An 18,649-nucleotide genomic window follows, 5' to 3' on the forward strand; every position below is an offset into this window, starting at 1 on the left:
CCATGCCGCGATCCAAACCCGGCGACATCGCCCCCCTTCCCCGCCCCGCGAACGCGCCGCGGCGCAAGGTGTTCGTGCGCGGGCTGGCGCTTGACGCCTATATCGGCGCCTACGATCATGAACAGGGACGCGCCCAGCCGGTGCGCATCGACATCGAGCTGGAGGTGCTCGAACCGGCGAGCCCCGCCGCTGACAGGCTGGAAGACGTGGTCTGCTACAACAGGCTGACGCAAGGCGTGAAGGCGATCATCGCCGAGGGCCACATCAAGCTCGTCGAGACGCTCGCCGAGCGCATCGCCGAGATGGCCATCGCCCATCCCATGACCCTTTCGGCGCGCGTGCGGGTCGAGAAGCCCAGGGCCATCGCCGAAGCCGACGCCGCCGGGGTCGAAATTCTGCGAACGAAAAAAGCCGGCGAGAGCTATTCGTAGACGACCTGCGCGCCGCCGCTCGCAGTCTGCTCGTCCAGAACCGCCGCTTCGGAAAGCAGGCGGACGATTCCGCCAAGGCCGAGAAAGGTCAAAAGCGCGCCGGCCGCGACGGTCGCGAAAAAGACCGAGCCGGCGCCCCCGGGCTCCAGCACCGACCGCGACGGGCGCGCCGGATCGTAAGCGGCCGGAACCACGTCGCCCGGCCGCGCGTCGATCCCGGCCGCCCGCTGGAAGGACGCCGTGAAAAAGCGCGCGCGGCGGGATTCGTATTTCCGCCCCGCCACGGAATAGGCGTATCGCACGCCCTCCCCGTCGGGCGCGCTCAGCATGACCGCCTCGACCGTCGGCCAGGAAAGGCTCGCCCGCGCGAAGGCGAAATCGCGCACGCCGAAACCGGCCAGAAGGACGCCGCTTACGGCCAGAATAACGAAAAAGCCCGCCGCCAGAAGAAGCTCGGCCCTGTATTTGGCGTCGTCCGACATCTCGCCCGACCCTATCCGCCGCGCCGCCGGTCTATTGAATTCCGCGCCCGTTCCTCGGAAAACCCGCGGAGAAAGACGGCGGCGCTTCGCGACGCTAGGCCGCCGCGCGTGAACGGGAAGTTAACCGGCCTCGAATGACCGACTCAACGTCCGCAGCGAGCGAGGCGCCGGCGCTCAAGGGCGCGGCGCTCATCGCCGATCATGTCCGGCGCCTGCCGGCCAGGCCCGGCGTCTATCGCATGATCGGAGCGAAAGGCGACGTGCTTTATGTCGGCAAGGCCCGCAATCTGAAAGCGCGCGTGTCGAGCTACGCCAAGCCCGGCGGACACTCGAACCGCATCATGCGCATGATCGCCGAGACGCGGGCCATGGAGTTCGTCGTCACGGAGACCGAAACCGAAGCGCTGCTGCTCGAAGCCAATCTCATCAAGCAGCTCAAGCCGCGCTATAACGTCATCCTGCGCGACGACAAGTCGTTTCCCTATATTCTGATTACGGAAGATCACGCCGCTCCGCAGATCCTCAAGCACCGCGGCGCGAGGAAACGCAAGGGCAGCTATTACGGCCCCTTCGCGTCGGCGAGCGCAGTCAACCGCACGCTGAATACGCTTCAGAAAGCCTTCCTTCTCAGAAGCTGCAGCGACAGCGTTTATGAAAGCCGCACGCGGCCTTGCCTGCTGCATCAGATCAAGCGCTGCTCGGCGCCCTGCGTCGGGCTCATCTCGCCGGAGGCCTACGGCGCGCTCGTCGCCGACGCCAAGGCGTTCCTGTCGGGCAGAAACGCGCAAATCCAGCGCGCGTTATCGAAAGAGATGGAGCAAGCCGCCGCCGCGCTCGATTTTGAACGCGCCGCGAGCCTGCGCGACCGCATTCGCGCGCTCACCTATGTGCAGGGCGGCCAGGCGATCAACGCCAGCAGCATCGGCGAGGCCGACGTCTTCGCCGTCCACGGCGAAGGCGGACAGGCTTGCGTCCAGGTCTTCTTCTTCCGGGCCGGCCAGAACTGGGGCAATCACGCCTATTTCCCTAGGCACGCCCCGGAGGAGGAGCCGGCCGCCATTATCGACGCCTTCATCGCCCAGTTTTATGACGGACGCGAGCCGCCCGCCCTTATTCTTGTGAACACGCCCCCCGCCCAGGCCGATCTGCTTGCCGAAGCGCTCTCCCTGCGCGCGGGGCGCAAGGTGACGATCCACGCCCCGCAGCGCGGCGAGAAGCGCGATATCGTCGAAGCGGCCGCGCTCAACGCGCGCGAAGCGCTCGCCCGCCGGACGGCGGAAAGCGCCAGCCAGATGAAGAACCTGGAACGGCTGGCCGAAGTGCTCGGCCTGCCCGCGCCGCCGCGCCGGATCGAAGTCTATGACAATTCGCACATTCAGGGCGCGAACGCCGTTGGCGCGATGATCGTCGCCGGGCCTGAAGGCTTCGTCAAAAATCAGTACAGAAAGTTCAACATCAAGACGGCCGCGCTCGCGCCCGGCGACGATTACGCCATGATGCGCGAGGTGCTGACGCGCCGTCTCTCCCGGCTGCAGACGCAGGACGCGGAGGCGGAGACTCCCGACCTCATCGTGCTCGACGGCGGAAAGGGGCAGCTCTCGGCCGCGCTCGAGATCGCGCGCGATCTCGGAATCGATCCGGAGGCGGACGGTCCCGCCGTCATCGCGGTCGCCAAGGGCCGCGTCGGGGATGCGCAGGGCCGCCGGCGGGCCGACCGGACCGCCGCCGCGACCGGCGAGCAGATCTTCATGCCCGGCCGGGCGCCTTTCCTGCTGCCGCCGCGCGAGCCGGCCCTGTTCTTCCTTCAGCGGCTGCGCGACGAAGCGCACCGCTTCGCCATCGGCGCGCATCGAGCCAAACGCATGAAAGCGCTCGGCGCCAATCCGCTGGACGACATCCCCGGCGTCGGCGCGGCGCGCAAGCGCGCGCTCCTCCATCATTTCGGCTCGGCCAAGGCCGTCGCCGCGGCCAAGCCCGAAGACCTCATGGCCGTCGAAGGCGTCTCGGAAGCTCTCGCGCAGCGGATATACGACTTTTTCCACGGCGGATGAGGCGCGCATCGTTATCGCGGCGCATTGCCATGGCCGCCGATTATGTTACCGTTAACAGCATAACATGCCGGATCACCGCCGCCTGAGAGCGCCTCGCGCAACCGCAAGTCGACAAGAGGGAGGAGAACATGATTTCGCCGACGCTCCGCCGCTCCAGCGCCGCGCCGCGAGCCGCGCGATGGCTCGCCGCCGGCGCCGCTCTGGCCCTCGCCGCCGCCTGCGGCGAACGCCCGGCCGACACCGCGCCGTCGGAGCAATCCTCGCGCGCATCGGAGGCCCAGGCCGCGCTCGCACCTTGGCGGGACCCTTCCCTTTCTCCTGAAGAGCGCGCGGCGGACCTCGTCTCCCGCCTGACCCTGGAGGAGAAGGTCTGGCAGATGTACGACAAAGCGCCGGCGATCGAGCGGCTCGGCGTGCCCGAGTACAACTGGTGGAACGAGGCGCTGCATGGCGTCGCGCGCGCCGGCGAAGCCACCGTCTTCCCGCAAGCGATCGGCCTCGCCGCGACCTGGGACGAGGACTTGATGCTCCGTGTCGCGACGGTCATCTCCGACGAGGCGCGCGCCAAGCATCACTATTATCTTTCCGAGGACGTGCGCGCGATGTATGGCGGCCTCACCTTCTGGTCGCCCAACATCAACATCTTCCGCGATCCGCGCTGGGGCCGCGGGCAGGAGACCTATGGCGAGGACCCGTTCCTGACGGGCCGCATGGCGGTCAACTTCATCAACGGAATGCAGGGCGATCACGAGAAATATCTCAAGACCGTCGCCACGGTGAAGCATTACGCGGTCCATTCCGGGCCCGAGCCCACACGGCATTCCGACGATTATCATCCGAGCGAAGCCGACCTTCGGGAGACCTATTTGCCCGCCTTCAAGATGGCGTTCGACGAAACCGGCGTCGCTTCGGTCATGTGCGCCTACAACGCGGTGTGGGGCGCGCCGGCCTGCGGCAGCGAGCGGCTGATGGTCGATCTGTTGCGCGGGGAGCTCGGTTTCGACGGCTATGTCGTCTCCGACTGCGGCGCCATCGGCGATTTCTATTATCCCCACGCCCACGCCTATGTGGAGACCCGCGCGGAAGCGGCCGCGCTCGCGGTGAAGATGGGCACCGACCTCAACTGCGGCGACGGCGAGGGCAACAAGATGGACGCCCTGCCCGAGGCGGTCGAGAAGGGCCTTATCGCTGAAGCGGAGATCGACAGGGCCGTTGAGCGCCTTTTCGCCGCGCGCTTCCGCCTCGGCATGTTCGACGACCCGGCGGACGTTCCATGGGCGTCTATCCCCTACTCCGTCGTAGCGAGCCCCGAGCATCTCGCGTTGTCGGAAGAGGCTGCGCGCAAGTCGCTTGTTCTTCTGAAGAACAACGGCGTGCTGCCGCTGAAGGGCGGCGAGAAGGTCGCGGTCATCGGTCCGAATGCGGACAACAAGATGACGCTGATCGCCAATTATCACGGCGTGCCGACCGCGCCAGTGACGGCGCTCGAGGGAATCGTGGAGAAAATCGGCGCGCAGAACGTATCCTACGCGCCCGGCTCGCCCCTCGCCGGCGACGTCTACGCGCATTACGAGCCGGTAGGCCCGGACGTTCTGTTCCATGAAAACGAGAACGGCGCGCTCAGCCCTGGCCTCAAGGCCGCCTATTATGAAGACCCGCAGCGTTCGGGCGAACCCGTCCTGACGCGGATCGATCCCAATATCGACTTCTACTGGCATCGTTCGCCGACGACGAACGGCCTCAACGACGAATTCGGCGCGACTTGGCGCGGCTACATCGTTCCGAAGAAGGACGGCGCCTACCGTTTCAAGGTCTCGCGCTGGGCCGAGGCTAGCATCGACGGCCGTCCGGCGAACGGCGAGACCTTCGAGATGAAGGCGGGCGAACGCTACGCCCTTTCCGTGGATTTCGGCCTCGTCAGCGGCTGGACGCGCGACGCGCTCGAAAAGTTCGTTCATCTCGAATGGGTCGACGTCTCCCGCGACCTGCGCGCCGAAGCCATGGCGGCTGCCGCCGAAGCCGACGTCATTCTCTTCTTCGGGGGCATCGACGCCACGCTCGAAGGCGAGGAGATGAAGGTCGAGATCGACGGCTTTCTCGGCGGCGACCGCACGCATCTGAACCTGCCGAAACCGCAAGAAGACCTGCTCAAAGCGCTCAAAGCGACCGGCAAGCCCGTCGTGCTCGTCAATTTCTCGGGCAGCGCCATGGCGCTCAACTGGGCGGACGAGAATCTCGACGCGATCGTGCAGGCCTTTTATCCGGGAGAGAAAGCCGGAGCCGCGATCGTGGACCTTCTGTGGGGCGAATTCAGCCCGTCGGGGCGCCTGCCCGTGACGTTCTACCGGTCGCTCGACGGCCTGCCGGCCTTCGACGATTACTCGATGCGCAATCGCACCTACAAATATTATGAAGGCGAGCCGCTATATCCGTTCGGCTACGGACTGAGCTACACGACCTTCGCCTATTCCGATCTAGCGGCCCCCGAGAGCCACGACGCCGGCGAGCCGATGCCGGTCAGCGTCACGGTGACTAACACAGGCGCGCGCGCAGGCCGCGAGGTGGTTCAGGTCTATCTCCAGCGCGAGGACCGCCCGCACCCGTCCGCGCCGCGCGTCGAGCTGGTCGCTTTCGATGTGGCGGAACTCGAACCCGGCGAAAGCAGGACGGTCAGCTTCGTCCTCCCGCCCGAGCGTCTCGGCTTCTACGACGAGGACGGCGCGTTCGTGACGCCGAACGGCTCAGGCGCGATCGTCAGCATCGGCGGCGGCCAGCCCGGCATGACTCCTGAAGGACAGGCCGCGTCGCGGCGCGTCGTTTTCGCGGCTGACGCCTCGGACGGGCGATGAGCGATCGCAGGCGGCTTACGACGCATCGGTCAGCACCCTGATTTCGTCCTCCGCGAGGCCCGCCTCGCGGAGGATATCCGTCGTATGCGCGCCGCGCGCCGGGACTGGACCAGGCTCCGGCGCCGGCGCGCCGTCGAAACGCGGCGCCGGCGCGCCCTGCAGAACCCCGCCGACGATCCTATAGGCGTCCCGCGCGCGCATGTGCGGGTGCTCGGCGGCCTCGCCCGGCGAGAGCACCGGGGCGAAGCAGACGTCGGTTCCTTCAAGCAGCGCCGTCCACTCCCCGCGCGTGCGCGAGGCGAACAGATCGCGCAGCCGCGCCTTCAGCGCCGGCCACTTCGCCGCGTCATACTGGTTCGCGAAGTCGGGATCGCCGGAAAGCCCGAGCTTCTCAAGAAGCAGCGCATAGAACTTCGGCTCCAGCGGGCCGATGGAGATCCAGCCGCCGTCCTTGCACTGATAAACGTCGTAGAAATGCGCGCCGTCGACCATAGATCGCCCCCGCTCGTCGGGTAGGCCGCCGGCCGCGCGCAGCGACAGGAGCAGATTCATCATATGCGCCGCGCCATCGACGATGGCGGCGTCGACGACGCTTCCCTCGCCCGTCTCCCGCGCGCGCAAGAGCCCCGCGAGAATCCCTACGGCAAGATAGAGCGCGCCGCCGGCGACGTCGCCCGCGAGAGTCGGCGGCGGAACTGGCGCTTCGCCCGCCCGGCCGGCGTACCACGCCGCGCCGGCGAGGCTCGCATAGTTGAGGTCGTGCCCTGCGGCCGCGGCGAGCGGGCCGGTCTGGCCCCAGCCCGTGAGCCTGCCGTAGACGATCTTCGGGTTGACCGCGCGCACGTCGTCCGGACCCAGACCAAGCCGCTCCATGACGCCGGGCCGCAAACCTTCGATCAACGCCTCGGCGTTCGCGCAGATGCGCAGCGCCGCCTCGCGCGCCGCCGGCCGCTTGAGATCGAGCGCGATCGAGCGCTTGCCGCGGCGGAAGATCGCGCCCGGCCCGCCGACGGCGCCGTCGGGGCGTTCGATCACGATCACATCCGCGCCCAAATCCGCCAGCAGCATCCCGCAGAAAGGGCCGGGGCCCAGCCCTTCGAACTCGACGACGCGCAGGCCGCGTAAAATCCCCACGGCTTATTCTCCTCCATCATCTTGCAAACCATGAGGGGGCGCGTTTTCCCGCGCAAGCGCGCGGCGCAGGAGCAGCTGCCGTAGAGCGAAGGATAGACCCCGCGCGCGGCCTCATTCAGCCGCGTGGAGACGGGACTCGTCCGTGGGATCGAGCCGGCCGCCGTTGAAGACGAAGCCTTCGACGCCCGGCACGTAGAGCATGTTCGTCAGTCGCCCGGCGAACGGCGCAAAATCGCCGTCCTGCGTCTTGAGGCATACATGCGCGAGCGGAATGACCTCGCCGAGCTTCGAAAGCGTCTTCTCGCCCACCGCCCGGAACAGCGGCAGATCGTCCGGGTGCACGATATCCTTCGTGGTCTTGCCGAGCAGCGCCTGGGGCGGGCCGCCCAAAGCCTGCGCGACCGAAGGGCTGGCGTAGGTGACGCGCCCCTCCGGCGAAAAGATGATGGTCACGTCCTGCGAGGATTCGACAAGGGCGCGGAAGCGCTTTTCGGACTCGTGCGCCGCATCGACCTGCTTCTTCAGCGCGTCGAGCAGGCGGTCGTTGCGCGAGCGCAGCCGGATCGAACGAATGACCATCTGGTTCGTGGTCCAGGCGAGATAAATCGTCGCCGCCGCGAACAGGCACACGATGACCGCGATGGCCGGCCCGTAAGGCGGCTGACTGAAAGCATAGACGGCCGCGAAAGGCGTGAGCGCCGGCACGTTGAACAAGAGCACCGCGCGCATGAAAGCCCCAGCCGAGGCGATGGAAGCCGCCGCCATCGCCGCGATCATGAAAGGCAGAAAGGCGTTCCCGAGCAGGCCGTGCACGGCGAAGATCGGCGCCAGAGCGCCCCACAGAACGCCGTTCAGCGCCATGCCGCCCATGTAGAACTTCGCAAAGGCGGCGAGCCCGTGCGACTGCGCCGCGGAGGGACGCGAATACCGGAACCACAGCGCGAACAGGGCGAGGCCAAGACCGACGACGAGGCCGGCCCAGCTCATCAGCAGCAGATTGTCGATGCTCCGCCACGCCACGGCCGCGACGATCGCGGCATTGACGACGCTGACGCCGATGCCGACCGGCGCGCTGCGCATGAGCAGCGCCATCCGGTCCGCGCGAATCTTCACACGGTCGGCGACGGTCAGTCGGTGCTCGACGGCCCGGCGGCGCGGCGCATTGGATATCGCCGTCTGCAGACCTGCGATCATGCTCCCGCCTCGCTCCTGCCCTTCGTCCCCTGATGAAACCACAGGCCGCGCGCGAATGGAAATAGCCTAATCGCGCGTGGGGCGATCCGCGCAGCAGGCAGATTGTCCAGAAATTTCCAGAAAATACAAGCGGTTATATTATCCGGCGCCTTCGAGGCCCTCAGCCCGCACCCCGTAGCCCCATAACCTCAGGACCCCCGCGGTCGCCTGGGCCGTTTCGCCGACCGGCCGAGGCTGTTATTTTGCGCCGCACCAACCATCGTCACGCCCCTCCTCGCAGGAACGCAGACATGCACGATCCGGCCCTTTCCGACGCGCTCGCGCGCGTAAAACCATCCCCGACTCTCGCCGTCACCCAAAAGGCGCGCGAGCTCAAGGCGCAGGGCGTCGACGTCATCAGCCTCGGCGCGGGCGAGCCCGACTTCGACACCCCGGACCACGTCAAGGAAGCGGCCATCGAGGCGATCCGCCGCGGCGAGACGAAATACACCGCCGTCGACGGCATCCCCGAGCTCAAGCAGGCCATCGTCCGCAAGTTCAGGCGCGACAACGATCTCGAATTCAAGACGAGCCAGATCTCCGTCGCGCCCGGCGGCAAGGCGGTGATTTTCAACGCCCTGCTTGCGACTCTGAATCTTGGCGACGAGGTCGTCATCCCCGCGCCCTACTGGGTGTCCTATCCGGATATGGCGCTTCTGTGCGGCGCGAAGCCGGTGATCGTCGAGACCCGCGCCGAGGACGGCTTCCGCCTCAGCCCCGAGGCGCTCGAGGCGGCGATCACGCCACGCACGCGATGGCTCATTCTCAACTCGCCGTCGAACCCGACCGGGGCGGCGTATGACGCCCGCTCCCTCAAGGCCCTTGCGGATGCGCTCGCACGCCATCCTCAGGTGATGATTCTTTCCGACGACATGTACGAGCATATCGTCTATGACGGTTTCCGGTTCTCCACCATCGCCCAGGTCGCGCCCGAACTTTACGACCGCACCCTAACGGTCAACGGCGCGTCGAAAGCCTACGCCATGACTGGCTGGCGCATCGGCTACGCCGGGGGACCGGAAAAACTCGTGAAGGCGATGGCGAAGGTCATGTCCCAGTCGACCTCGAACCCCTGCTCGATCAGCCAGTGGGCGACCCTCGCCGCTCTTGACGGCCCGCATGACTTTCTCGCCGAGCGCAATCGCGCGTTCCGCGAACGGCGCGACATGGTGGTCTCGATGCTGAACGACGCGCCGGGCCTCTCCTGCGCGACGCCGGAAGGGGCGTTTTACGTCTATCCCTCCTGCGCCGGCGCGATCGGCAAGACCGCACCCTCCGGCCGGCGCATCAAGACCGATGAAGACTTCGCCGCCGCGCTGCTCGAAGCCGAAGCCGTCGCCGTCGTGTTCGGCGCGGCCTTCGGCCTGTCGCCCTTTTTCCGAATCTCCTACGCGGCGGCCAAAGATCTGCTCGAGGAAGCCTGCCGCCGCATCCAGCGATTTTGCGCAAGCCTCAAATGACCGCGCCGTCGGCGCAGTCTATCGACTGCGTCGATGCCGGACATCCGGTTTATCCATTTGATAAACGCCGATCCGGCGCCTATCTCTGTGTGGAACCGCTATAAGGAAAGGGAGAGACAGGAGCTGCCCATGAGCAATATCAACACCGGCCTCGCCGACAACGCCCGCCGCGCCGTCGCGGCGGCCCTGAACAACGTTCTCGCCGATACCTACGCGCTTTATCTCAAGACGCATTCCTATCACTGGAACGTTACGGGACCGCAGTTCCACACGCTGCATGTCCTGTTCGAAGAGCAGTATCGCGAGATGTGGGCGGCGCTCGACGAGATCGCCGAACGCGTACGCGCGCTCGGCGTTTACGCGCCGGCCAGCGGCAAGGCGTTCTCCGAACTGACCGTCATCGACAGCGCCGACAAGGAGCCGCCTGCGGCCGAGAAGATGGTGGAAAACCTGCTGAAGGACCACGAAACGCTTATCCGCCGCGCGCGCGAGGCGCTCGCCACGGCGGAAGAAGCCAGCGATCCGGCCAGCGAAGATCTGCTCACCCAGCGCATCCAGACGCATGAAAAGACCGCCTGGATGCTCCGTTCCCTGACGGCCTGACCCAAAGAAAAAGCCGGTCCGCCTTGACGGACCGGCCAGTCGTTCGAGCAAATCAGAGGGCTCATAGCGTTTGCTCGAAGGGGACGGGGAGAGAAGCAGCGACCCCGCTTCGCGCGATCGAGACGCGCAGGAAGGTCGCCTTTTCTCTGTACGAAAAATCTAATCCGTCCGCGCCTTCGTGCAAAGACCGCTCGCCGCGGCGCGCGCACGCTCCGTCGAAGAAATCGGAACGCACAAGCGCCGCGCAACAATATAGCGCGCACGCATTATTCTTTTAACGCCCCCACAGCGCGCAACCGACGGATCGTTTCGTCGGCCGCCCGGCTCGTTTCGTCGAGCGGCTCATAGCGCCAGCTTTCCAGAACCCCGGAAAACGGCCGCGCGACGCCGCGCTCGGCGAGCGCGCGATGGAATCGTTCGAACTTGTTCGCGCGCCGCGCCAGCGGCGCGCGGTCGAGCGGAAAGACATGAACCGGCTTCCCGGTCATCGCCGCCTCCGCCGCCATGTTCACGCTGTCTGCGGTGACGATCACATGATCGGCGAGGCCCAGCATGCCGAAATAGGGATTGTCGAGGCCGGCGACCGCCTCGCCCCTCCAGAAAAAGTGCGGCGCTTCCTTGAGCGCGGCAAGGATCGCGGCGCGCGTTTCGTCTTCGGTGCGACGCGACGCCGTAACCATAAGGCCCGCGCCGCCGTCCGCCAGCGCGCGCAGAGCGTCGGCGAAGCGCTGGCGCGCGTGTGCGGAAAAGCGATAGGCTCGGTTCGGCCCGCCGACGAGAACCGCGACGCGCGGCGCGGGCAGATGCGCGAGCGCCGGCGCGAGACGGCGCGCATCGTCTTTGAGGCGCGAGGGCGTCAGGCGGTTCGGCGAGCCGAGGATCGGAAAAACGTTCGGACCATGAAGGCCGTCATGCTCAGGCGGGACGACGAGATCGAACGAAACGAGCGGCGCGCGCGGCGCCTGCGTCTGCACGACGAACGTCCGTGGGCTGCGTTTCCTGACGGCGATGCTGAAAGGAACGCTGAGGCGGCCGCAGGCGATCCACAGATCGGGAAAAGGCGCGTCGAGCCGCGCGCTGTCGGACGACAGGCGCGCGAAGGGATCGCTCCACAGGGCGCGCGGCAGCGCGCGCCAGGGCGCGCCGACGGCGAGGCGCTTCGCTTCGATACGCAGCGCCGTCCGACGGCCGATCGCTTCGGCGAGGCCGAGCGCCTGATTCTCCATGCCGGCGCGGCCGTCGCTGACGACCCAGCAGGAGAGCGGTTCGGAGGAAGGCTTCGGCGTCATCAGGGCCGTGCTTAAACCGACCCGCCCCGCCCGCCTAGTCGAACGGCGCAAGGTGAGAGGGGGGCGATAATGGCGGTGGCGCCGCGTGTCCGACTCGAACGGACGACCTACCGCTTACAAGGCGGTTGCTCTACCAGCTGAGCTAACGCGGCCGCTTGATTTCGGATATCGGATCGCGCGAAGGATGGCCAGACCCCAAGGGGCGCCGCGCGAGGGCAATATCGAAAATGACGTCGAAAACCAAGCGGTCCCTGCTTGCATGGGCGGCCGGCGCGGCGGCGGTCGTCGGCCTCGCCGCCTGCGGCCGGGAGAAGCCGTCCGAGGCGCCGGCGCTGTCCGGGGCGGCCCTGGGCGAACGGGAGTATCGGTCCTGCGCGATTTGCCATGCGAGCGCCCCGCCGGGCACGCCCGCGGGCGACGCGCGCCTCGTCGGCCCGACGCTTTGGGGCGTCTACGGCCAGCCCGCGGCGCGCCTTGACGGCTACGCCTATTCGACAGCCATGCGCGAAGCGGACCTCATCTGGGACGCGGCGACGCTCGACGCCTTCATCGCGAACCCGCAGGCTGTCGTGCGCGGCACGCGCATGAGCTACGCCGGCGAGCCGAACCCGGAAAAGCGCGCGGCGATCATCGAATATCTCAAGACGCTGCAGTGAGGTTGCAGCTTGCAGGGGGCGTCCGGCCCCCGTTCACGCATTGAGATGTCCGACGACGCGGCGGCGATGGCGCCCGTCGCGATGTTCGAAAAGATAAATTCCCTGCCAGGTCCCAAGAGCGAGTCGGCGGTCAGCGACCGGAATTGACAGCGACACGGCCGTCAGCGCCGCCTTGATGTGCGCCGGCATGTCGTCCGGCCCCTCGGCCCTGTGCGCGATCCAGCGCATCGACGGGTCGTCAGAAGGCGGAACGAGGCGGCGGAAGAATTCGTCGAGATCGCGCCGGACATCCGGGTCAGCGTTCTCCTGAACGAGCAGCGAGCAGGAGGTGTGCTGCGCGAAAAGCGTCAGCAGCCCCTCGCCGACCCCCGCCTCGCGCACGAATCGGCGCGCATGCTCGGTGAACTCGTAAAGCCCGGGGCCGGCGGTCGCGATGGCGAAGGTTGTTTGCACGAAGCGAATGTAGGGCGGATGACGGAAAAGAGGAAGGAAGGAACGGAGCCCGCCGTCCCGGGCGCGTTGCAGCATTTTGATGACGCAATGCAGACCCGGGACCAAGTTCGTCAGAGTTCGGCGCAGGCGCGTTCTTTCCGATTCCCCTCTATCGATCGTATCCCGGGTTCTCCCGGTTCAGCTTCCGCAAAAGCCCCGGCCAGGCGAGATTGTCGCCGAGGCCCGGCGCGAAGGCCGGCGCGCCCTGCTGGAGAACCTTGGCCGCCATGGCGGGCGGCTCTTCGAGCGGCGTTTCCTGGTCGCACTGGGCGAGGATCTGCGCCCGGCAGGCCTGTTCGAGGAAATACATGCGCAGGAACGCCGTCGCGCAATTGGCGCCGACCGTCAGCGTGCCGTGGTTCTTGAGGATCATGAAGCTGCGGGACCCGAGATCCTTCACCAGCCGCTCGCGCTCGTCGAGGTCGGTCGCGATGCCTTCGTAGTCATGATAGGCGACGTCGTCATGCACGATCATGGCGAACTGGGTGTAGCGCTTCAGCCCTCCTTTCTGCGCCGAGACGGCGACGCCATAGGGCGTGTGCAGATGAAGCACGCAATGCGCGTCTTCCCGCGCCATATGGACGGCGCTGTGGATCGTGAAGCCTGCCGGGTTGGAGAAGTAGGGCGTCTCGGCGACGACGTTCCCGTCGACGTCGACCTTGACCAGCGCGGAGGCGGTCATCTCTTCGAAGAAGACGCCGTAAGGGTTGATGAGGAAGCGCGGCCTCCCGCGCTCGTCCGGGCAGCGCGCCGATATGTGCGTGAAGATCATGTCGTCCCAGCCGTAAAGCGCGACGAGGCGGTAGGTCGCGGCGAGCTCGCAACGCAGGCGCCATTCCTCGTCGCTCACCTTTCCCTTGAGCGAAGGCAGCGTCTGCGGATCGGGCACGTTAAAGCCCGGCTCGACCCCGATGGTCTCGGCCATCCCGGTGGGGGAATCGTCGGCGCGCATGGAGCTTGCGTGCATGGTCATGGGATTCCTCCCGATCGACTGCGACGCGGATTGTAGCGGAAATCGGGGAGCGCGCACGCGCCTGTTGCAGATGCGCCCGCGCGGCTTTCCAAACCCGCGCCAGGCCCGCTATCATTCTTCCGGGCGCGCCGGGAGCCGGAACGCGTCGCCGCGCGCGGGAGCGCGCCGTCAGGAGATCGGAGCGCTGGGCGAGCGCATGTCGCAGAAAAAACTGTCCTTTTTCGCCAGCGACCGGCCGGCCGCGATCGAGGCCGTCGCCGACCTGCGCCGCCGTTACGGCGAAACGCCGCCTGAACAAGCCGACGTGATCGTCGCCGTCGGCGGCGACGGCGCGATGCTGGACACGCTGCGCAAGACCATGGGCGACGGCAAGCCGGTCTACGGCGTCAATTGCGGCACGGTGGGCTTTCTGATGAACGCCTACGATCCCGACCAGCTGCTCGAGAAAATCGAGAAAGCCGAAAGCGCCGTCATCTATCCGCTCGTCATGAAGGCCCGGACCGTCGCCGGCGAAACGGAAGAAGCGCGCGCCATTAACGAGGTCTCCCTTTTCCGCCAGACCCGCCAGAGCGCGCGCGTACGCATCCTCGTCAACGGCAAGGTCCGCATGGAGTCCCTCACCTGCGACGGCGTGCTGCTGGCGACGCCTGCCGGCTCGACCGCCTATAATTTGTCCGCTCACGGCCCGATCTTGCCGATCGGCTCGCGCCTGCTGGCGCTGACGCCGATCAGCGCCTTCCGGCCGCGGCGCTGGCGGGGCGCCCTGATCCCGCATGACGCCCTGGTGCGCTTCGAAGCGCTCGAGCCTGAGGTCAGGCCGGTGTCAGCCGTCGCCGACAACCTCGAGGTGCGCAACGTCGCGGCGGTCGACGTGCGCGAGGACCGGTCGATCCCGATGACGCTCCTGTTCGACGAGGGGCATTCGCTCGAGGAGCGGATATTGCGCGAGCAGTTCAATTACTGACCGGCTGAGCCCGCATGGTTTACGCGGCGGCCTGAATCGTTTCACGTTCAGGCGCTGAGCATGGTCCAGCGCGCCGCGCCGGCCATTCAGCGAGAATTAACCCGCGCCGCCGAGGATGGCCGGCCTTGCGAGCGGGGCGGCGAGCGGCCAGCTCGGCGGAGGACGACGGATGGGCGCGCAGGCGGTTCGACTGTCGAATATCGACATCGATAATGCGCTTAAAAACAAGGACTTCGAGGTCCTTTTTCAGCCTATATTCGACCTTGGCAACGGGGCCCTCGCGCGCGTCGAATCCTTCGTACGCTGGCGTCATGCGACGCTCGGCGTGCTGCCGCCGGGGGCGTTCATCTCCTTTTTCGAATCGCAGGGGCGGATGGGCGAGCTCACCCGCTATGTGCTCGAGCAGGCGCTCCAATCCTATCAGGCCTGGCGCGGGGCGAACCCGCCGGGCTTTTCCATCAATCTGGCGCTGAGCGATCTTTCCGACGACGCCTTCGCGTCGCATTTCGACGTGCTGCTGCGCGACAGCGGCTTTCCGGCGGACCTCATCACGCTGGAATGCCCCATGCCGCCGGTCACCACGGAACCGGCCCAGGCGGCGGAGCAATTCCGTCGCCTCGCCCGAACCGGCGCGCGGCTCGCCATCGAGGTCCGCGGCCGGGCGAACGACTTTCTCCGCCAGATCGAGCCCTTGCCCTTCGACGAAATCAAGACCGGCGGAGCGGCGATCCTGCGCTTCGCGCGGACGGTGCGCGGCCCTGGCCTGAGCGCGATTTCGGAGCTGCTCGACATCGCGCAGAAATCGAACGCCGCGATCACCGCGGTCGGCGTCGAGGATCAGGCCTCGCTCGCGGCGCTGCGCAGCCTCGGCTTCGCCGCCGCCCAAGGCAACCACCTCGCCAAGGTCGGGCCGCTGTCGAACTTCCGCACGGAGCGGGTGAACGAGGTGCGCGCGCTGCTCGGTCTCGCTCCGCTCGACGAGGCCGAGCTCGACGCGCTGTTCCGAGTGAGCGCCCCGGACGTTTCCGCCGCCGCCCTCGACGCGAAGAAGGCCGGGCGTCCCGCTAAGAAATCGGCGGCCGCAACGGCGCCGGAGGGCGAAGCTGCGCGCGCCGAGGACGAGGAAAAAACGGCGGCGAACGAAACTGTCTCGCAACCGGTGAAACCGTCCCGCGCTGCGCGGACCCGCGCCCGGTCGGCGCCTGTGCGCGCAGCCGATCCGGAAGCGACGAAAGCCGCGGCGATCGCGCGCATCAAGCGCAAGGCGGCCGCCGCCGCGGCGAGCGCCGGCGAGGCCGACGGCCAGGAAGACGACGCGCCCGCTCCCGCCGCCGCCCGTTCGCTGCAGGAATGGCTCTCGCGCGAGTTCCATTCCGACGCGCTCGACGAACTCGACGACGGTTTCGACCTCGGCGAGCCGCCGACCGGAAGCGACGGCCAGCCGTCCGCGAGCCGGTCTAAAGCCGACGCCGAAGAAGCGCCGCTGGCGACACAGGCTGAGCCGGCCGACGCCCGCGGCGGGCGCGAACAGGAGGAAGAGGCAGGCCGCCGGCGCGAACCGTCAGCGTCCGACGCATCCGACACGACGTTCGCGCCCGCGCGCCCGCCTGAAGAAAGCGAAAGCGACGCGCAGCGGCCGGAGACGGCGAAGGCCGCGCAGGACGCGTCCGTCGCCGATGACCAGCCCGACGCGTCGGACGCGTTCGAACTCGAAGAGATCGAGCCCGTCCTGATCGATGCGCCGCCTCCGATGAAATCTGCGCCGCCCGATCCCGAGAGCGTCAGACGCGCCGCCCTCGCCATCGCCGGCGCGCGCGCCTATTTCCGGCCAGGCATCCGGGTCGGCGTTCTTGGCGCAGCGCCGGCGAGCGACCAACCCGCCCCGCCAGATAAATCCGAAACAGCTGAATTTGAAACGCCCGAGTCCGACGCGCCCGAACCGTTCGCCGCGGCGCATGGCGGCGCGCGCGAGGCGGAAGCATCCGCGCCGGCCGAGCCGGTCGCTCCTGCGCGCCCAGCCGCGCCGCGCCGCCGCCGACGCAAAAACTTCCTGACGCGGAAATACCGGTTGTGGCCGACCCATTTCTGGCCGAAGAGCTGGAAGCGCGCTTGGCGCCGGCGTCAGGCGCGGCGCGCGGCCGAATAACCTCTCGACATGCAGCCGTTGGATGCGCTTCTGACGGATACGCCGCTCAGGCGATCGCCGAAGTTCTCGAACCGGCCCCGTCGTCGCCCGCCGCCTCCGCCTTTGGCGCCGGCGCATCTGCTTGCGCGCGCAAGCGCGCCCAGCGCTCCTTGATCATCTTCGAGGTGAGCCGCGAGCCGTCGGGCGACCAGCCGGGCGGGCCGAAGAGATAACCCAGAACCTCGCGCGGCGAGCGGGCGCTCAGAACGTCGCGCGCCATCGCGATCCACTCATGAAACGAGATGACCAGCGGATTGAACGACCCAAGGTTCTTCACGATACCGTAGCGGGGCTTTTCCGCGTCGTCTTCCGGTACGAACGTGCCGAAAATCCGATCCCAGACGATCAGCGTGCCGCCGTAATTGGCGTCGATGTAGCGCGCGTTGGTCGCGTGATGCACGCGGTGATGGCTCGGCGTATTGAAGACCCATTCGAGCGGCCCGAGCCGCCCGATCTGCTCGGTGTGAATCCAGAACTGATATACCAGATTGAGCCCGCCGACGAAAACGACCATCGCCGGATGAAAGCCGAGAAAGACGAGCGGGGTCTTGAACAGGACCGCGCCGAGGATCTGACCGGTCCAGGTCTGCCGCAACGCCGTCGTCAGATTGTAGTGCTGGGAGGAGTGATGAACGACATGGCTCGCCCAGAACCAGCGCCGTTCATGACTGATCCGGTGCCACCAGTAATAGCGCAGATCGTCGAGCACGAAGCACAGAAGGATCGCCTGCCACGTGTTGGGAATGTCGAACAACCGGTATTCGTACGCCCACACAAACGCGGCGAAGACGAGCGCGCCGCCGCCGAACAACGGCGCGATCTGGCTGCCGAGCCCCATGACGAGGCTCGCCGCGGCGTCCCGGGTCTCGTAGTTGCCGCGCCCCGTCGCGCGCCACAGCGCCATCTCGATCAGGACGAGCAGTACGAAGGCCGGCACGGCCATCGTCACGACGTCAGGAAACTGCATGGTTTCCATTATAGGACGCCCCGCCGAGACGGGAAGCCCACGCCGCAGCCTCGGCCTCGCTCGGCGCCTTGAGCCGCAGCGTCCACCGCGAGGGATCGCGCAGGGTCGCGACCAGCGACTCGCCTTCGGCGCGAACCGGCGCGGCGCCCCGTTTCATCCGCCGCACGGCGATCCCGTCGCCGACGACGAAAAGCCAGGCGACCTCCTCGCCGTCCTCGGAAAGCGCCGCGGCGGCCCGCCCTTCCGTATCGAAGAGCCAAGCCGAGGGGAGAAAATCCGGCTCGTCGAAGGCGAGTTTGTCCGGGGCGGCGGCGGCATCGAGGCGCGCCGTTCGCCATGCGCCGAGCAGCCAGGAAACGGCGACCAGAACCCCCACGCCCGCTAGGGAGACGGCGAGATCGAGATAGAGATTCCCGGTCAAGGCCGCTCGCAACGCATCTAGCCGACGATCTCGCAGGCGGAGAAGAAGTAGGCGATCTCTTCTTTCGCCGTTTCCGGTCCGTCGGACCCGTGGACGCAGTTCTCGCCGATCGATTCGGCGAAGTCGGCGCGGATGGTGCCCGGCGCGGCTTCCTTCGGATTGGTCGCGCCCATGATCTCGCGATTGCGGGCGATGGCGTTCTCGCCCTCGAGCACCTGCACCACGACGGGGCCGGAGCTCATGAATTCGACGAGCTCGCCGAAGAAAGGGCGTTCACGGTGAACGGCGTAGAAGCCCTCGGCCTGCTCGCGGGTCAGCCGGATGCGCTTTTGCGCCACGACGCGCAGGCCGCCTTCCTCCAGCCTGGCGATGATCTTGCCCGTAATGCTCCGGCGCGTGGCGTCCGGTTTGATGATCGAAAGGGTGCGTTCGAGCGCCATGAGACAGTCCTTGTGAAGA

The 18,649-nt window shown here is 67.2% G+C and carries 17 protein-coding genes and 1 tRNA gene; 8 read left to right on the plus strand and 10 right to left on the minus strand.

Going from position 1 to position 18,649, the window contains the following annotated elements:
• Nucleotides 1-2 precede the first annotated feature (2 nt).
• Entirely contained in the window at nucleotides 3-431 is a 429-nt protein-coding gene (gene folB / locus CHB64_RS07165; protein ID WP_089411899.1) for a dihydroneopterin aldolase, read from the plus strand.
• Here folB and CHB64_RS07170 read toward each other — a convergent pair.
• Complete coding sequence (locus CHB64_RS07170) at nucleotides 422-913, minus strand: DUF3592 domain-containing protein (RefSeq protein WP_089411900.1); 492 nt, start codon at nucleotides 911-913, stop codon at nucleotides 422-424. The two genes, folB and CHB64_RS07170, sit on opposite strands and share 10 nt — an antisense overlap.
• A gap of 134 nt (nucleotides 914-1,047) precedes the next feature.
• On the opposite strand from CHB64_RS07170, the gene uvrC reads away from it, so the two are divergent.
• The gene (gene uvrC, locus CHB64_RS07175; protein ID WP_089411901.1) at nucleotides 1,048-2,964 is read left to right on the plus strand and encodes an excinuclease ABC subunit UvrC; all 1,917 of its coding nucleotides are present in this window, start codon (nucleotides 1,048-1,050) and stop codon (nucleotides 2,962-2,964) included.
• 128 nt (nucleotides 2,965-3,092) lie between these two features.
• Nucleotides 3,093-5,813, plus strand: coding sequence for a beta-glucosidase H (locus CHB64_RS07180; protein WP_089411902.1), 2,721 nt, complete (start codon nucleotides 3,093-3,095; stop codon nucleotides 5,811-5,813).
• 15 nt (nucleotides 5,814-5,828) lie between these two features.
• Here the strand turns inward: CHB64_RS07180 and CHB64_RS07185 are convergent, their stop codons facing one another.
• Nucleotides 5,829-6,947, minus strand: a complete 1,119-nt coding sequence (locus CHB64_RS07185) for a CaiB/BaiF CoA transferase family protein (protein WP_089411903.1) — start codon at nucleotides 6,945-6,947, stop codon at nucleotides 5,829-5,831.
• Nucleotides 6,948-7,058: 111 nt separating this feature from the next.
• Nucleotides 7,059-8,141 carry a PAS domain-containing protein gene (locus CHB64_RS07190; protein WP_089411904.1) on the minus strand — a complete coding sequence of 361 codons (1,083 nt, stop codon included), beginning with the start codon at nucleotides 8,139-8,141 and terminating at the stop codon, nucleotides 7,059-7,061.
• Between the two features lie 290 nt (nucleotides 8,142-8,431).
• On the opposite strand from CHB64_RS07190, the gene CHB64_RS07195 reads away from it, so the two are divergent.
• Nucleotides 8,432-9,640: a pyridoxal phosphate-dependent aminotransferase gene (locus tag CHB64_RS07195; protein WP_089411905.1), complete on the plus strand. Its 1,209-nt coding sequence runs from the start codon at nucleotides 8,432-8,434 to the stop codon at nucleotides 9,638-9,640.
• Between the two features lie 129 nt (nucleotides 9,641-9,769).
• Nucleotides 9,770-10,243 carry a Dps family protein gene (locus tag CHB64_RS07200; protein ID WP_089411906.1) on the plus strand — a complete coding sequence of 158 codons (474 nt, stop codon included), beginning with the start codon at nucleotides 9,770-9,772 and terminating at the stop codon, nucleotides 10,241-10,243.
• A gap of 266 nt (nucleotides 10,244-10,509) precedes the next feature.
• Here the strand turns inward: CHB64_RS07200 and CHB64_RS07205 are convergent, their stop codons facing one another.
• Together CHB64_RS07205 and CHB64_RS07210 are read right to left on the minus strand one after the other, a co-directional pair.
• Entirely contained in the window at nucleotides 10,510-11,532 is a 1,023-nt protein-coding gene (locus CHB64_RS07205; RefSeq protein ID WP_089411907.1) for a mitochondrial fission ELM1 family protein, read from the minus strand.
• Between the two features lie 76 nt (nucleotides 11,533-11,608).
• Nucleotides 11,609-11,684 (minus strand) — tRNA-Thr (locus tag CHB64_RS07210).
• 75 nt (nucleotides 11,685-11,759) lie between these two features.
• Between CHB64_RS07210 and CHB64_RS07215 the strand changes: the two genes are divergently transcribed.
• On the plus strand, nucleotides 11,760-12,188 hold the full coding sequence (locus CHB64_RS07215) for a c-type cytochrome (protein WP_089411908.1): 429 nt from the start codon (nucleotides 11,760-11,762) through the stop codon (nucleotides 12,186-12,188).
• A 33-nt stretch (nucleotides 12,189-12,221) separates the two neighbouring features.
• Here the strand turns inward: CHB64_RS07215 and CHB64_RS07220 are convergent, their stop codons facing one another.
• Both CHB64_RS07220 and CHB64_RS07225 read right to left on the minus strand, forming a co-directional pair.
• Nucleotides 12,222-12,716 (minus strand): secondary thiamine-phosphate synthase enzyme YjbQ, encoded by a 495-nt coding sequence (locus tag CHB64_RS07220; protein WP_089412033.1) that lies wholly within the window; start codon nucleotides 12,714-12,716, stop codon nucleotides 12,222-12,224.
• A gap of 73 nt (nucleotides 12,717-12,789) precedes the next feature.
• On the minus strand, nucleotides 12,790-13,605 hold the full coding sequence (locus CHB64_RS07225) for a class II aldolase/adducin family protein (protein ID WP_089412034.1): 816 nt from the start codon (nucleotides 13,603-13,605) through the stop codon (nucleotides 12,790-12,792).
• Nucleotides 13,606-13,849: 244 nt separating this feature from the next.
• Here CHB64_RS07225 and CHB64_RS07230 point away from each other — a divergent pair, with 244 nt between their 5' ends.
• Complete coding sequence (locus tag CHB64_RS07230) at nucleotides 13,850-14,617, plus strand: NAD kinase (RefSeq protein WP_089412035.1); 768 nt, start codon at nucleotides 13,850-13,852, stop codon at nucleotides 14,615-14,617.
• A gap of 169 nt (nucleotides 14,618-14,786) precedes the next feature.
• Nucleotides 14,787-16,763, plus strand: a complete 1,977-nt coding sequence (locus CHB64_RS07235) for an EAL domain-containing protein (protein ID WP_159462438.1) — start codon at nucleotides 14,787-14,789, stop codon at nucleotides 16,761-16,763.
• 46 nt (nucleotides 16,764-16,809) lie between these two features.
• Here the strand turns inward: CHB64_RS07235 and CHB64_RS07240 are convergent, their stop codons facing one another.
• From CHB64_RS07240 to ndk, 3 genes are read right to left on the minus strand one after another with little or no spacing between them, the layout of a single operon-like run.
• Nucleotides 16,810-17,769, minus strand: a complete 960-nt coding sequence (locus tag CHB64_RS07240; RefSeq protein ID WP_089411910.1) for a sterol desaturase family protein — start codon at nucleotides 17,767-17,769, stop codon at nucleotides 16,810-16,812.
• On the minus strand, nucleotides 17,756-18,190 hold the full coding sequence (locus CHB64_RS07245; RefSeq protein WP_089411911.1) for a hypothetical protein: 435 nt from the start codon (nucleotides 18,188-18,190) through the stop codon (nucleotides 17,756-17,758). The genes CHB64_RS07240 and CHB64_RS07245 overlap by 14 nt, the downstream gene beginning before the upstream one ends.
• A gap of 17 nt (nucleotides 18,191-18,207) precedes the next feature.
• A complete protein-coding gene (gene ndk / locus CHB64_RS07250) occupies nucleotides 18,208-18,630 on the minus strand; it encodes a nucleoside-diphosphate kinase (protein ID WP_089411912.1) in 423 nt (140 codons plus the stop codon).
• Nucleotides 18,631-18,649 lie beyond the last annotated feature (19 nt).

This window comes from Amphiplicatus metriothermophilus, assembly GCF_900199215.1.
GTDB classification, from domain to species: Bacteria; Pseudomonadota; Alphaproteobacteria; order Caulobacterales; family Parvularculaceae; genus Amphiplicatus; species Amphiplicatus metriothermophilus.